The organism is Legionella fallonii LLAP-10, from assembly GCF_000953135.1.
GTDB classification, from domain to species: domain Bacteria; phylum Pseudomonadota; class Gammaproteobacteria; order Legionellales; family Legionellaceae; genus Legionella; species Legionella fallonii.
Genome location: NZ_LN614827.1, coordinates 1004015 through 1018255 on the forward strand (window position 1 = coordinate 1004015; position 14241 = coordinate 1018255).

Consider the following 14241-nt stretch of genomic DNA (forward strand, 5'->3'; position numbering starts at 1 on the left):
ACCACACTAATCCAGGCACCATTTGCCAGATCAAGTGGCCTAATTAAAACTTAGGCAATATTTTGTCCAGAAACTTGGGCAAATACCAATTCCAGCTTTCTAAAAGCGCCATAGTCGCTGGAACTAAGATAGTACGAATTAAAAAGGCATCTACAAAAATAGCAACGGCGATGCCAAGGCCAAAGGCCTTCACCATGAGTACATCTGCTACTAAAAATGAAGAACACAGAACAATAACTATTAGTGCTGCACTAGTAATAATTCGACTGCTTTTTTCTATACCGAATATAATGCTCTTAGTATTACTCCTAGTACTTTCGTAAGACTCTTTTATTCTAGATAGCAGAAATACTTCGTAATCCATTGAAAAGCCAAATAAAGCACAGAAAATAATGACTAATAAACTAATGTCTAAAAAACCTTGGGGCTGGAAATTAAGTAAATGCGACAAATATCCATCTTGAAATACCAAAACTAAAGCCCCGTAACAGGCAGAAAGACTCAATAAATTCATCAAGATTGCTTTAAAGGGTAAGAATAGGGAGCGTAATAATAGAAGAAGAATAAGATAGCTAAAAACCATGATCCATAAAATAGCATAAGGAAGTACGCGATAGATTGTTCCTAATACTTCTTTATTACTCGCAGGTTTTCCGGCTAATTGAAGGTTTAATCCTTTGAATTTTTTTATTTGTTGTAACTTAGTAATTAATTCTTTTGTTTCAGGGGAGTTGACTGGATATTTGCTCACTATAGTTATAACAGTAACATGATTATGAGTTGTGGTAGATAATAATTTTTTGACCTCATCGCTGTCTCTACTTTGTTTTAAATGGTACAGATCATAATATTGTTTTTTAGTTAAATCAGAATTACCAGTGACTATGCTATTCACTTTTTTAATATCTGGATTTTTTTTCAATTTCTGTGCTAAATCATATAAATGATAAATATTATTTTTAGATAAAATAGGAGAAGATGGCGATTGTACTATCATCAATATAGGTGTTAATTCATTAATATTGAATTTCTCGGCATAAGTATCATAAAACTCCCTACCCGCTGATTTTTCCGGGAATATTTTATAATCAGATAGGCCAAATTTAGCGTTTAAAAATGGATATCCCAATAGCAATAAAAGAATAAGGACAGAAATGAACGATATAAGCGGGCGATGAACTACTTTTTCCGCTATCCAATGCCAGATACTAAAACTATTCTCTTCATTTTTTTTGCGTTTTCTCACCGATAACCAATTAATTTTAGAATCCAATACTGAGAGGATGGCGGGCAATAATGAAATCGCCATTAACATGGCTATTAGTACAGCAACTCCGCCTCCTACCGCGATAGAAAAAAGTATATTAATGGGAAATAAAAATAGAGCGCTAAGGCTTGCAAAGACCGCAAGACCACTGAAAAAAATAGCTTTCCCAGCACGGGCTTGGGTTATGGCAATTGCCTCAATGGTGTCTAATCCATTATTGATCTCATCACGAAAACGATTAATGACGAATAAAGCATAATCCAAGCTAAGACAAAGGCCTAATAGTAAAGCAATGTTTAAAGTGAATATGGATAGAGTAAAATAATGCCCTATGAAAAAAAGATTAGTTAATATGATGAGGGCACATCCTCCGCCTAGTATAATAGGGAGGACGGCAGCCACTAAGGAACCAAAAACAAAGAGTAGAGTAATTATCGCTACTGGTGTTGCGATTATATCGGCTTTATACAGATCGACTTGAGTCTGCTTATTTACACTTTCTACAAAAAAAGGTTCTCCTCCTGTACGTACTGTCATATGTGCAGGTGTTTTTATAGAGGACTTAAGTTGAGCAAATAAGTTATCAGAAATTGGCTTATTTGATTTAATCATGATGACAGCATAGGCAGTATGTTTGTCTTTAGATGTTTGTTGTTTTTTGTCTGGGAAAATAATTTCATGTTTGAGAGGGAAATCTTCTAAATCAGCTAATGATTGCTTTATTTTTTTGAGAAATAGAGGATTAGTGGTTAGAAGTTTAGAACTGTGATACATCACAAGGATGTTATTCTTATTATCATAGCCTAATTCTTTATTCAGATATTGCTCTGCAGCCGCACTGGAGGAGTGTTCGTCAACAAAGCCTGTTGTTTTAAATGGAGTTATTAGTTTAGGCAGAAAAGGAATGCACGATAAGATACCCAAGGCCCATAAAATAATAACAACCCAACGAAAGCGATAAATAAATTTTCCCAGTCGGTAAAACTTTGCGTTTTCCATTTATTAGCGAGTTCCTTTTCAATTTATTTAGTAATGCTGGAATAATGTCTGTTACTTAAACATATAGCCTAGATTTTCTGTATCTGCTTGGTTTTCACTGGTTTTTTTCAACAATTAGTAGGAGTAGTTGTGTGCAAGGGAGGAAATGGCCCCTCTCATTCAAAGCAAACAATCAAATTGAATCGATTCCGGTGCGGATCATAATGGGGAGTTTAATTTTTATTGGTGTTCGACTGAAGCTGCAGCAGCAACGGCATTTGTTCAACGTGTTTCAAAAGAGGGCCCTAATGGCCAACAGTTAGAGGCACGTAAGGGATTTTAATCGCGGGAGAGCGCCCTATAAAGTAAAGTCCTCACCCAAATAAACAGTTCTGACCTGTTTATTTGATAGAATGATCTCAGGTGTTCCTTCACATAAAATTTTTCCTTGGCTAACTATATAAGCTCGTTCACAAATGTCTAATGTCTCCCTAACATTATGATCCGTGATGAGTACACCGATATTTTTATTACATAAGTGTTGGATTATTTTTTTAATATCTATTACCGAAATAGGATCTACTCCAGCAAAAGGTTCATCAAGCAAAATGAAGGAGGGTTCAATCGCTAAAGCCCGTGCAATTTCAACACGCCTTCTTTCGCCTCCAGATAAGGCCATACCTAAACTATTAGTCAGATGGGCAATATGAAATTCTTGGAGTAATAGATCTAATTTTTCCTCACGAGCCTGCTCATTTAATTCAGGTCTTAATTCGAGAATAGCCATTATATTTTCAGCTACTGTAAGTTTACGGAAAACAGAAGCCTCTTGAGGGAGATAACTAATACCTAATCGAGCTCTTTGATGCATCGCATCATGGGTAATATCATGATTATTAATGATAATTTGGCCTTCATCGCAAGATTGTAGGCCGACTATCATATAAAAACAGGTGGTTTTACCAGCTCCATTCGGACCTAATAAGCCAACGCATTCTCCCTTTTTAATGTGGATGCTAACACCATTAACAACAGTTCGGGATTTAAACGACTTTTTTAAATTTTTGGCTTCTAATTGGCTCATAGTGATTTTTTCTCGGGGTAGAGAATGATTACTGTTCGTGATTTTTTATCACCTTGCGATACAACATGATGCTTCAAAGTATCATAGGTTATTTTTGCTGCCGATAAAGAATTAGAACCTTGTTCAATGCGTGCATTGCCAATTAATTCAATGAGATGGCGTAAAGGATAATAGCGAATGCTGTCTGCATAGGCATGAAACATAGGTTTACTAGGATCAGTTTGAGTCCAATAATGAGCTTGCTTGCCTTTAGAGCCATTGGCTATGGCTAAGGTAAGTTGATTTTTAGCATTGCCTTGGGTTACGGCATCATTGGCATGTAGATTGGTAGTTCCTTGAACAAATTCTACATTTCCAGTGTAAGTACCTTTATGGTTTAATTGATTTAAATTGGCTGAATCTGCTGTTACATGCATTACCTTTTTCTGATCCGAAGATAATGCAAATCCTAGCGTAGAGACCGTTACAAGAAATGACAACAAAAAGCATTTAACCTTTAGCTGGCGCATAACTTCCTCTAGCTTGATGGAGTAGTTCTACTCGTTTTTCTTCGAGATAAGCATTCATCCCTGTCGACTCTATGACATTGCCAGGTTGTTCAAAAGTAACAAAAAGGTCTGTAGTTGCCTTTTTCTCCTTAGGGAAGTAAGTCACTTCTTCTGTTTTTAAAGTACTTTCTTGAGCTTTATTTCCTGGATTTTGGTGAACAACGACGTGTTTGCTAAAAATAATTTTTTGGCCACCATCATATGATTTCGCTTCTTTTGAACGAATCTCCCAAGCAGGTTGATCTTCTTGAGAAATAATAATATGAGGCGTTTGAAACAAGTGAAGGTTTCCTTTGGGGATATGCTGCATTAAGGGGGTAGTTAATAAATTAGTTAATAGCCCTTCACTATTGAATTGCCGTACAGTCAACTGAGACACAGTAGTGTCTACAGTTGAAGATAATGTGTCGCTATCTAGCTTGGCTATTGATTCTATATTGACATAATACCAACCAGAAACAGTCAGTATGATAAAAGTGAACAATATCCAAATAGCTTGTTTGACTGCATTCATGTCTTTAAATAACCTGCTAAAGCGGAATCAGCTTTACCTTGCGCATCTAGAATTAAGTCACAAAGCTCTCTAACCGCTCCACAGCCACCAGAGCCCTCTGTTTGCCAGTCAGCAAATTCTTTCACTTGACGTACTGCATTGGCTACGGCAACTCCAAGTCCAGCTTGCTGAATGAGTGGTAAATCAGGTAAATCATCACCAATATAAGCAATTTGCTCATCTTGTAGGTTGAGATGTTCTTTTAGTTGTTGATAGGCGTTACGTTTATCTACTTGGCCTTTATAATAGTGAATTATGCCCAATTGCTGCATTCTATGATCAACCACTGCATTACGTGCAGTCGTAATAACCGCAACTTCAATGCCTGCGGCCATCAATAATTTTAACCCCATACCATCTTGTACATGGAAAGACTTTAGTTCATTGCCATTATTATCTATGTGCAATATTCCATTAGTCAGAACTCCATCGACATCACAGATAAGGCATTTGATTTTTTTTGCTTTTTCTAATAATTCATTCATTTCTTTCTCTACACTAAATACTAAAAAACACCAGCCTTTAACAAATCATGTAAATGAAGTACAGCATGAGGCCGGTTATCATCATCTGTGACTACTAATGATGTAATACTGTATTTCTGCATGATAGCTAAGGCTTCCGCGGCAAGCATACCTTTAGAAATGGTTCTGGCATTTTGCGTCATGACTTCTTTGAGTTGCGTTGTGTTGATATCAAATTGGCGTGTTAGTGTTCGCCGTACATCGCCATCGGTATAAACGCCCACTAAATAACCGTGATTATCAATGACACAAGTCATGCCAAGCTTTTTATCAGTGACTTCAATTAGTGCTTCACTAATAGTCGCATTTTGATTGGTGAGGGGCAGTTGCTCACCCGTATGGTATAATTCATCAATATGCAGTAATAATCTTTTGCCTAGAGAACCACCAGGATGTGATAGAGCGAAATCTTCAGCACTAAACCCCCGAGCTTGTAAAAGAGCTATGGCGAGAGCATCTCCCATCACTAAAGAGACGGTGGTACTTGTCGTTGGAGCAAGCCCTAAAGGACATGCCTCTTGTTTGATACTGACATCTAAGTTTACATCTGCTGTTTTAGCTAAAATAGATTCTACATTACCTGTCAGCGCAATAAGCGGTACTTCTAATCTTTTTAATAAAGGAAGTAAGGTAACAATTTCGTGAGTATTTCCTGAGTGCGAAATAGCAACAACAGTGTCTTGACGGGTGATCATGCCTAGATCACCATGACTGGCTTCCCCTGGATGCATAAAAAAAGCAGGGCTGCCTGTACTGGAGAAAGTAGCTGCTAGCTTATTGGCAATATGACCGGATTTACCCATGCCGGTTACTACTATACGGCCTTTGCAAGCTAATAGTAATTCACATGCTTTTTCAAAATTACTATCGATACGCTGTGTTAACTCAAAGACAGCTTGTGCTTCAGTTTCAATAACTGCTAGTCCAAGTGTGCAAAAATTCATAGCATATTTATTCTGTTTTTGTGTATTTTTCATTCTAACACAATGTTTCTAATTGCCGTAACCCTATTTTTTCACATTAAGACAAAACGATAAAGTCATTATATTACATAAGTCATGTAGGTCGGACAACAAATTGCCTGACATTATCACATTTCGAATAGGGAGTTACTTGATCACTTCAATAAAATATACGCATTTTCTCGTATTCGATTTTTAACTGAACATTTGAATCCCATTCAAAAATAGTTGAGAAAATATTGCTTCTAATTGATGATAAAAGAAAATAATTTTGACTGGTCTTTGAGGAATTAATTTTTTTTTAATTCTGATACAATTAAAGACCGCATTTTTTTGCGAAGCAGTATATACTTCTGGGTTCAGATTAAAAGTGGAATTGAGAGCATGCCTGAAAATTGGGTTGAAATTGAAAAAATGAGTTTCACACGGGGTGGCCGTTACATTTTTGATAGTATTGATATGGTAGTGAAACAAGGTAAAATCACTGCGATTATGGGGCCTAGTGGTTCTGGAAAAACAACCTTGTTGCGATTGATTGGAGCACAACTAACACCTGATTCAGGCGAGATTCGAGTTTTAGGACAGAACATACATCGTTTATCCCGTAAAGCCCTTTACGAGGCGAGAAAGGATATGGGACTGCTTTTTCAAAGCAGTGCTTTGTTTACTGATCTCTCCGTATTTGAGAATGTTGCATTTCCTTTGCGGGAACATACTCAATTAAATCCTTCAATGTTACGTGATATAGTACTGATGAAACTTGAAGCTGTTGGTTTGCGTGGAGCGGCGCATTTGATGCCCGAACAACTTTCTGGAGGTATGGCCAGAAGAGTTGCTTTAGCGCGAACCATAGCGCTTGATCCCCAACTCATGATGTATGATGAGCCTTTTACAGGGCAGGATCCTATTTCTATGGGGGTTTTAGTTCGTTTAATTAAGCGTTTAAACGAGTTATTAGATACAACAACAATTATTGTGTCTCATGATGTTGAGGAAACTTGCTCGATTGCAGATTATATTTATTTGATTTCTGGTGGAAAAATTATAGGACAAGGAACTCCTGCACAATTAATAGAATCTTCAGAGCCACAAGTAAAACAATTCATGCATGGGGAAGCTGATGGGGTAGTACCTTTTCATTACCCAGCAAGACCCTATACCGAGGAGTTATTAGATGCTTGATATAATAGCAAGCCTTGGCGGTCGAGGGGCTTATATTTTACAACGTATTGGAAGTTCGGGATTATTTTTATTTGCCATGCTATTTAGACGGCCAGGTGTTCCTAAATTATGGCCGCTATTACGTCATCAACTTCATTTTATTGGCGTGTTATCCTGTTTGATTATAGTTGTCTCTGCCTTATTTATTGGTATGGTGGTTGGATTGCAAGGGTATAATACTTTGCAGAAATTTGGCGCTGGCAGCCAACTGGGGCAATTATTAGCTTTAAGTATTGCGAGGGAGTTAGGCCCTGTTATTAGCGCTCTTTTGTTTGCTGGACGGGCAGGTTCAGCTTTAACTGCTGAAATTGGTTTGATGAAGGCGACAGAACAATTGTCTAGTATGGATATGATGGGTGTTGATCCTTTAGGTAGAGTAATTTACCCTCGTTTTATAGCGGGATTTATTTCTTTACCGATCTTAGCACTCATTTTTTCTGCAGTAGCGATTTATGGTGGTTATTTTATAGGAGTGCATTGGCTAGGTGTCGATGATGGTAGCTTTTGGTCTAATATGCAAGCTGCAGTTAATTTTCGCATAGATATCTTAAGTGGCATTATTAAGAGTATTGTTTTTGCCTTTGTAGTAACCTGGATTGCGGTATTCCAGGGGTTTGAATGTGTGCCTACTGCTGAGGGTATTAGTCAAGCGACAACCAAGACCGTGGTGTATTCATCGCTTGCTGTATTAGGGTTAGATTTTATGTTGACTGCAATGATGATTGGAGATTGGTAAATGAATAAGCAACGTTATATAGACATAAGTGTAGGAATATTTATGTTGCTAGGCTTGCTGGCTTTATTCGTAATGGTAATGAAAGTCAGTAATATTTCTGATTTCATGTCACATCAAGGTTACCAGGTAACAGCTGATTTTACTGATATAGGGGGATTAAAGGTTCGAGCACCTGTTACAGTTGCTGGCGTAAGAATAGGCGAGGTTACGCGTATTGAGCTACAACCTGGGGAGCTTAATGCTAAAGTGACTATGACTTTAAGAAGTGATAAAAAGATACCCTATGAGGATTCTTCTGCACGAATTTTAACTGAAGGCTTGCTTGGATCTAATTATATTAGTATCGTTCCTGGCTTTGAGGATGAAGATAATAAGGAGCATCCTTATTTACGTGACGGAGATGTAATTTCAAAGACTCAAGAAGCAATTATTCTTGAGAATCTTATAGGCCAATTATTATTTAATATAAAAAAATAGGTGAACTATGAAGGTACTTAAAACAATTTTATTAGTTGCTTGTATGTCATTATCTCAATCTATGTTTGCTCAATCTTCACCTATACCTATGCTAGAGCAGTCTGCTAATGCAATTATTGCAACACTTAAGGAAAATAAAAATAGTTTGAAAAATCACCCAGATATTATTTATAAAGCTGTAGAAGCACATCTTTTACCCAATGTTGATGTCGCGGGAATGTCTCGTTCTGTTTTGGGGAGACAGGCTTGGATGAAAGCAACACCTGCTGAGCGTGTGCAATTTTCTAAAGCATTTACTCGCTTAGTGATTCGTACTTACTCTAGCCCTCTTTCCCAATATTCTGATGAAACGGTACAATTCCTACCTTTAAGAGGGTCATTGAGTAGCCGATTTATGCGTGTAAACAGCGTGATTGTCCGTTCGGAAGGCCAAAATATCCCATTAAGCTATAGTTTAGTTTCTAAAAATGGTCAATGGAAAATATATGATCTTAGTGTTGAAGGAGTGAGTTTACTCCAAAGTTTCAGGTCGCAATTTGCTCAAGCACTGCAAAACTCAAGTATTAGCGATGTTATTAAGCAAATGGAACAAAAACAATTGAAAAAGGCTAGTTAAAAGTGGAAGTTGATACTTTTAAACCAAGTTCTTCACTTACTTTTGAGTCGGTAATCTCCATACGTGCTGCACTTTATAAAGCATTGAAGGAAGTGGATGGTGATAAATTTTGTCTTGATTTGAGTGATGTAACTCATTGCGATAGCGCAGGGTTGGCATTACTTATCGAGGCTCGGAAATTATGCAAGCAGAATAATAAGATGTTTCAAGTGATAGGTATTTCACCTGAAACACGATCATTAGCAGAGTTTTGTGGGGTAAAAAGTATTTTAGAAACGGCCTGAATTTAGAATAAAAATAGTCCCTTATTCTTTAAGGATTTAAACTTCTTAGTACCGTTTTGCATCGGTATGAACAGAAGAAAGAAGAGGTTCTAATGATTATTTATCAAACGTAGATCGGGGTATATCCCGCTCTACGTTTTATTTTTTTATTTGAGGTATGAAAAAATTGTATTTATTTGAATTAGTGAGCTAACTTTATGTTAAGTAACGAAGAAATTGAACAGAGGTTTAATGATATTGAAGATGTGTCTTATGTAAAAGTAGAAGGTGATGGTTATAAATACCAACTAATTATAGTAACTGACATCTTTCTAAATAAGTCTAAAGTAGCTAGACAGCAATGGGTTTATTCTCAACTTAAAGACTTGATTACCACTGGCATGCTCCATGCTATCAGCATGAAGACCTGGACAAAAGAAGAATGGGGGAAGCAACATGGATAAATTATTAATAAATGGTGGCAAAGCATTACATGGGGAAGTGGTTATTTCGGGCGCAAAAAATGCGGCCTTACCTATTATGGCAGCAAGTTTGCTAGCAAGTGACCATGTGACCATTTCAAATGTCCCTCATCTGAGAGATATTACGACGATGATGGAGCTATTAGGGCAATTGGGTGCCCATTTGATCGTTGATGAAAAGATGAACGTCCAAGTGGATTCTAGTCAAGTCAATGAGTTCGTCGCGCCTTATGATTTAGTAAAAACAATGCGTGCTTCTATTTTGGTGTTAGGTCCTATGTTAGCCCGTTATGGTAAGGCTGATGTGTCTTTACCCGGTGGTTGTGCAATAGGTACCAGACCGGTGGATTTACATTTGAAAGCATTAAAAGCAATGGGAGCCGACATTACTGTTAAAAATGGTTATATTAATGCCCGTTGTAAAAAAGGACGTTTGCAAGGCAAACGCTTAATGTTTGATACGGTGACCGTTACTGGTACTGAAAACATATTAATGGCTGCTGCTCTTGCTGAAGGAACGACTGTTATTAAAAACGCGGCTCGAGAGCCCGAAGTGGTTGATCTGGCTAACTTTTTGATCCAGATGGGAGCAAAAATTTCTGGTGCTGGCACATCAACTATTGAAATTGAAGGGGTTGAAGCCTTAGCCGGTGGAACTTATTCTGTTATGTCAGATCGAATTGAGGCTGGGACTTATCTTGCTGCTGGGGCATTGACCCGAGGCCATGTTACTGTCAAAAAAGTTCGTCCTGATACTCTATTATCACAATTATGTAAATTCGAAGAGGCTGGGGCGGAGTTAGCGATTGGTGAGGATTGGGTTAGCTTAAACATGCACAATGCACGTCCACAAGCAGTAAATATTTCTACAGCTCCTTATCCTGCTTTTGCAACTGATATGCAAGCGCAATTTATGGCAATGAACTCTGTTGCAGAAGGTTCTTCTACCATAGTTGAAACAATATTTGAAAATCGTTTTATGCACGTACAAGAATTACAACGTATGGGCGCTCAGATTCAACTTAATGGTAATACCGCTATTATTAATGGCGTGGAGAAATTAACTGGCGCTCCTGTGATGGCCACAGACTTACGTGCTTCCGCTAGCTTGATTTTAGCTGGTCTGGTTGCAGAAGGTGAGACCACCGTAGAGAGAATTTACCATGTGGATAGAGGTTATGAGCGCATAGAAGAAAAATTATCTCTATTAGGTGCTGATATTAAGCGAGTTTCTGACCGGTGATTAGGCGTAGAGATTTATCTAATTATCTACATGATTTTTTGAATTGTGCTTCATATAATGACTATGCGCCTAATGGTCTGCAAGTTGAAGGTGAAGAACAGATTCAGCGTATTTGTACTGCGGTAACTGCTTCTGAGGATGTTATTTCACGAGCAGTTGCTTGGCAAGCAGATACGCTTCTGGTACATCACGGTTATTTCTGGCGAGGCGAGGAATCCGTGATTACTGGAATGAAACGTCAGAGAATTGGTAAATTGTTACAAAATAATCTCAATCTTTTTGCATATCATTTACCGCTGGATTGTCATGTTGAATTGGGTAATAACGCATGCCTTGCTAAGTTATTACCAATAAACTCTTTTAAAACTCATAAAATAAATAAGATGGATAACCTTCTTTGGTCAGGGACATTAACTCAGCCAATGCAAGGTACGTTATTGGCGGATTTTCTTGAAAAGACATTTGCCCTCCGACCTGTGCATATTGCAGGAAATGATAAGATAATTAGTTCAATAGCGTGGTGTACCGGCGCTGCACAAGACTATATTGAGGACGCATGGAAATTAGGAGTAGACGCTTATCTTAGCGGGGAGGTTTCCGAGCGTACTTACTATCAAGCTAAAGAATTAGGTATTCATTATTATTCTTGTGGACATCACGCAACTGAGCGCTATGGAATTCAGGCTTTGGGTGAATATCTTGCAAGCTATTTTAAATTGGAGCATTTGTTTTTAGACAGTGATAATCCCATCTAGAAGATAATATAGGTTGGGATAAAATGATTGCTTCCTGATTTGCCTCGATCCGTTTCCTGGCAGCATCACGGCTACGTCGGTTGCTCAACGACATAAATGGTTACTACAGAGCCTGACAAGATATTGTTCACCTTTCTAATGACGTCGGGCGATTTGTTGTCTTACCTGAGTTTTCTTGTTGTAAATTTGCTCTAAGTCATGGTCTTTAATTGGCTCAATAAGAGTTTATTTTAATCTTTAAGTTGAATATATGATCCAGTCAACACTCATCACTCTTGTGCCTATTGGGCATACTAGGCTAACATGTGCATATTGCTGCTAACGGATTGTTATAATGATCAATTTTCGTAGTTTGAAGTATCTTGGGTATCTATTTTTTTTATGTTTATTAAATAGCCAATTAAATGCTTCTGATCAACATAATAAAGCGTATAGAAACTTTTGGCACCCTACATTTCTTGGTGAGCGTTTGGATTATTGTACTTTTGTTGGCAATGAATGCGGTAAAGTTGTAGCAGATCGTTATTGTCAATTATTGGGTTACGATTATTCCAGTCAGAATGTGATTGCTTATAATGTGGGCTTAACAAATTATTTGGATAAGCGAGCCACTTGCAAAGGCTGGAGATGTAATGGGTTTATGACTATAGGATGCGCGACAGGTTTGTCACATGTTCCACCTAAGCCATATCATTATAGGGAAAAGCGATTCGCAGATCCTCGTTATAATGATTATCGCATAGACTGGTGTTATGACCGAAATCATGGTTGTGGTGCCAAGGCCGCAAATTCCTTTTGTAGTCGAATGGGCTTTATTCAGGCAAAACGCTTTGTTAAAGAGACTCAAGTCAGTGCTACTAAAGCAATTGGCAGTCAACAATTGTGTTTCGGCAATCAATGTAATGCATTTAAAATGATAGTTTGTTACAGATAATAAAGGGCTTCAGACAGTTCTGTTACCTTGGCATAAATATAATTTAGTGATATTTTTATGACGGTTGCATTTATTTAATGTCATGGATTTGACAGATGTTTAATTAGTGTCCAATATTTATTAAGATAAACATCTCAACCTTAAGGATGGGTTTATGAGTAGCAATGAAAGAATTTTTATCATAGACGATAACGAAGATCGTTGTGATAAGTTGCGTACGATATTTAATTTCATTGGTCAATCAATAGAGGTGACTAAATTTGCTACCTGGCAAATCATTACTACCGTGAACCCAAGTGTTATTATTTTAGGTGCCCATACTTCTTTTGAAAAAACACTAGATGAACTTGATTCATTAGTGAAACAATTTTCAAAAGCTCCTGTTTTAGTCATTGATGCTCAATTAAATACCAATCAATGTGTCGACAGAAACGTGGTGGCTTGTCTGTCTTTTCCATTTAGTTATGCACAAATGCTTGAAGCGTTACATCGCTGCCAAATTGCAAGAGAAGCAGTAAAAGTAATTACAGCAAGCAGTCATAAAACTCCGTTATTTCGCAGTTTAGTAGGTAATAGTGATAGCATACGTCAGGTGCGTAAATTAATAGAGCAGGTTTCAGGTACAGAGGCTAGTGTATTAGTTCTAGGGGAGTCAGGAACAGGTAAAGAAGTAGTTGCTCGCAATATACATGCTCTTTCATACCGAGCGAATAAGCCCTTTGTGCCTATTAATTGTGGTGCGATACCAGGGGAGTTATTAGAGAGCGAATTATTCGGTCATGAAAAAGGGGCATTTACAGGAGCTATTACATCACGGCAAGGACGTTTTGAGTTAGCCAATGGCGGTACTTTATTTCTTGATGAAATAGGCGATATGCCTTTAGCAATGCAAGTTAAGCTATTAAGAGTTCTTCAAGAGCGTTGCTTTGAAAGAGTCGGCTCCAACAAAAGCATTGAGGTCAATGTTAGAATTATTGCTGCTACTCATAGAAATTTGGAAGTAGCAATTCAAGAGGGAAAATTTAGAGAGGACTTATTTTATAGGCTTAATGTTTTTCCCATAGAAATGCCTCCTTTACGCAATAGAAGCAGTGACATTCCACTACTGTTTAATGAGCTTATATCGCGTATTGAAGGAGAAAATAGGCCCATAGTTAGATTAATGCCCGATGCAATGGATGCTTTAACTCAATACAACTGGCCAGGAAATGTTAGAGAGCTAGCCAATATGGTAGAGCGATTATCCATTCTTTATCCTAACGGTATTGTTTGTAAAGAGGATCTTCCTCGCCGTTTCCAAGGAGAATATAAACCATCTTACGTTGAAGTTAACTCATCCGGCTCCGAACGGGAGACTTTACTGCAAATTATTAGCCAAGAGCCAATACCCAATAGCGATGGAATTGATTTAAAGGAGCATTTGGTTAAGACAGAACTTGCTTTAATCAGCCAAGCATTGGATGAGTCTGATTGGGTAGTTGCACATGCAGCCAGTTATCTTAATATGCGAAGAACAACCCTGGTTGAAAAAATGCGTAAATATGGATTAACTCGGCCAGAAAGACTTGAACGATAAGTTAATAAAGCAATTACTTTTG

At 37.7% G+C, this 14241-nt stretch carries 16 protein-coding genes; 10 read left to right on the forward strand and 6 right to left on the reverse strand.

Features of this window, described 5'->3' with window-relative positions:
- Positions 1–43 precede the first annotated feature (43 nt).
- From LFA_RS03955 to LFA_RS03980, 6 genes are all read right to left on the reverse strand, one after another.
- Positions 44–2266 carry an MMPL family transporter gene (locus LFA_RS03955; protein WP_045095018.1) on the reverse strand — a complete coding sequence of 741 codons (2223 nt, stop codon included), beginning with the start codon at positions 2264–2266 and terminating at the stop codon, positions 44–46.
- A gap of 337 nt (positions 2267–2603) precedes the next feature.
- Positions 2604–3329 carry an LPS export ABC transporter ATP-binding protein gene (gene lptB / locus LFA_RS03960; RefSeq protein ID WP_045095019.1) on the reverse strand — a complete coding sequence of 242 codons (726 nt, stop codon included), beginning with the start codon at positions 3327–3329 and terminating at the stop codon, positions 2604–2606.
- Positions 3326–3838 (reverse strand): lipopolysaccharide transport periplasmic protein LptA, encoded by a 513-nt coding sequence (lptA, locus tag LFA_RS03965; protein WP_045095020.1) that lies wholly within the window; start codon positions 3836–3838, stop codon positions 3326–3328. The genes lptB and lptA overlap by 4 nt, the downstream gene beginning before the upstream one ends.
- Entirely contained in the window at positions 3819–4391 is a 573-nt protein-coding gene (gene lptC / locus LFA_RS03970; RefSeq protein ID WP_045095021.1) for an LPS export ABC transporter periplasmic protein LptC, read from the reverse strand. The genes lptA and lptC overlap by 20 nt, the downstream gene beginning before the upstream one ends.
- Positions 4388–4915, reverse strand: a complete 528-nt coding sequence (locus LFA_RS03975) for a KdsC family phosphatase (RefSeq protein ID WP_045095022.1) — start codon at positions 4913–4915, stop codon at positions 4388–4390. Before LFA_RS03975 ends, lptC begins: the two co-directional genes overlap by 4 nt.
- Before the next feature lie 20 nt (positions 4916–4935).
- Positions 4936–5898 (reverse strand): KpsF/GutQ family sugar-phosphate isomerase, encoded by a 963-nt coding sequence (locus LFA_RS03980; protein ID WP_045097407.1) that lies wholly within the window; start codon positions 5896–5898, stop codon positions 4936–4938.
- A 402-nt stretch (positions 5899–6300) separates the two neighbouring features.
- On the opposite strand from LFA_RS03980, the gene LFA_RS03985 reads away from it, so the two are divergent.
- The 10 genes from LFA_RS03985 to LFA_RS04030 all read left to right on the forward strand — a co-directional run bounded on the left by LFA_RS03985 (position 6301) and on the right by LFA_RS04030 (position 14219).
- Positions 6301–7098, forward strand: coding sequence for an ATP-binding cassette domain-containing protein (locus LFA_RS03985; protein ID WP_045095023.1), 798 nt, complete (start codon positions 6301–6303; stop codon positions 7096–7098).
- Positions 7091–7873, forward strand: coding sequence for a lipid asymmetry maintenance ABC transporter permease subunit MlaE (mlaE, locus tag LFA_RS03990; RefSeq protein WP_045095024.1), 783 nt, complete (start codon positions 7091–7093; stop codon positions 7871–7873). Before LFA_RS03985 ends, mlaE begins: the two co-directional genes overlap by 8 nt.
- A complete protein-coding gene (gene mlaD, locus LFA_RS03995; RefSeq protein WP_045095025.1) occupies positions 7874–8350 on the forward strand; it encodes an outer membrane lipid asymmetry maintenance protein MlaD in 477 nt (158 codons plus the stop codon).
- 7 nt (positions 8351–8357) lie between these two features.
- Positions 8358–8966 carry an MlaC/ttg2D family ABC transporter substrate-binding protein gene (locus LFA_RS04000; protein WP_045095026.1) on the forward strand — a complete coding sequence of 203 codons (609 nt, stop codon included), beginning with the start codon at positions 8358–8360 and terminating at the stop codon, positions 8964–8966.
- A 2-nt stretch (positions 8967–8968) separates the two neighbouring features.
- The gene (locus LFA_RS04005; RefSeq protein ID WP_045095027.1) at positions 8969–9250 is read left to right on the forward strand and encodes an STAS domain-containing protein; all 282 of its coding nucleotides are present in this window, start codon (positions 8969–8971) and stop codon (positions 9248–9250) included.
- A 197-nt stretch (positions 9251–9447) separates the two neighbouring features.
- A complete protein-coding gene (locus LFA_RS04010; protein ID WP_045095028.1) occupies positions 9448–9693 on the forward strand; it encodes a BolA family protein in 246 nt (81 codons plus the stop codon).
- Positions 9686–10954 carry a UDP-N-acetylglucosamine 1-carboxyvinyltransferase gene (gene murA / locus LFA_RS04015; protein WP_045095029.1) on the forward strand — a complete coding sequence of 423 codons (1269 nt, stop codon included), beginning with the start codon at positions 9686–9688 and terminating at the stop codon, positions 10952–10954. Before LFA_RS04010 ends, murA begins: the two co-directional genes overlap by 8 nt.
- Complete coding sequence (locus LFA_RS04020; protein ID WP_045095030.1) at positions 10951–11709, forward strand: Nif3-like dinuclear metal center hexameric protein; 759 nt, start codon at positions 10951–10953, stop codon at positions 11707–11709. Before murA ends, LFA_RS04020 begins: the two co-directional genes overlap by 4 nt.
- 334 nt (positions 11710–12043) lie before the next feature.
- Positions 12044–12643: a hypothetical protein gene (locus LFA_RS04025; RefSeq protein ID WP_045095031.1), complete on the forward strand. Its 600-nt coding sequence runs from the start codon at positions 12044–12046 to the stop codon at positions 12641–12643.
- 154 nt (positions 12644–12797) lie between these two features.
- Positions 12798–14219, forward strand: a complete 1422-nt coding sequence (locus LFA_RS04030; protein ID WP_045095032.1) for a sigma-54 dependent transcriptional regulator — start codon at positions 12798–12800, stop codon at positions 14217–14219.
- Positions 14220–14241: the final 22 nt, after the last annotated feature.

What these genes read in the sequence shown, in the direction of transcription:
- LFA_RS03955 (WP_045095018.1), bottom strand. Translation starts at nt 2,266, where the DNA reads ATGGAAAACGCAAAGTTTTACCGACTGGGAAAATTTATTTATCGCTTT.
- lptB (WP_045095019.1), bottom strand. Translation starts at nt 3,329, where the DNA reads ATGAGCCAATTAGAAGCCAAAAATTTAAAAAAGTCGTTTAAATCCCGA.
- lptA (WP_045095020.1), bottom strand. Translation starts at nt 3,838, where the DNA reads ATGCGCCAGCTAAAGGTTAAATGCTTTTTGTTGTCATTTCTTGTAACG.
- lptC (WP_045095021.1), bottom strand. Translation starts at nt 4,391, where the DNA reads ATGAATGCAGTCAAACAAGCTATTTGGATATTGTTCACTTTTATCATA.
- LFA_RS03975 (WP_045095022.1), bottom strand. Translation starts at nt 4,915, where the DNA reads ATGAATGAATTATTAGAAAAAGCAAAAAAAATCAAATGCCTTATCTGT.
- LFA_RS03980 (WP_045097407.1), bottom strand. Translation starts at nt 5,898, where the DNA reads ATGAATTTTTGCACACTTGGACTAGCAGTTATTGAAACTGAAGCACAA.
- LFA_RS03985 (WP_045095023.1), top strand. Translation starts at nt 6,301, where the DNA reads ATGCCTGAAAATTGGGTTGAAATTGAAAAAATGAGTTTCACACGGGGT.
- mlaE (WP_045095024.1), top strand. Translation starts at nt 7,091, where the DNA reads ATGCTTGATATAATAGCAAGCCTTGGCGGTCGAGGGGCTTATATTTTA.
- mlaD (WP_045095025.1), top strand. Translation starts at nt 7,874, where the DNA reads ATGAATAAGCAACGTTATATAGACATAAGTGTAGGAATATTTATGTTG.
- LFA_RS04000 (WP_045095026.1), top strand. Translation starts at nt 8,358, where the DNA reads ATGAAGGTACTTAAAACAATTTTATTAGTTGCTTGTATGTCATTATCT.
- LFA_RS04010 (WP_045095028.1), top strand. Translation starts at nt 9,448, where the DNA reads ATGTTAAGTAACGAAGAAATTGAACAGAGGTTTAATGATATTGAAGAT.
- murA (WP_045095029.1), top strand. Translation starts at nt 9,686, where the DNA reads ATGGATAAATTATTAATAAATGGTGGCAAAGCATTACATGGGGAAGTG.
- LFA_RS04025 (WP_045095031.1), top strand. Translation starts at nt 12,044, where the DNA reads ATGATCAATTTTCGTAGTTTGAAGTATCTTGGGTATCTATTTTTTTTA.
- LFA_RS04030 (WP_045095032.1), top strand. Translation starts at nt 12,798, where the DNA reads ATGAGTAGCAATGAAAGAATTTTTATCATAGACGATAACGAAGATCGT.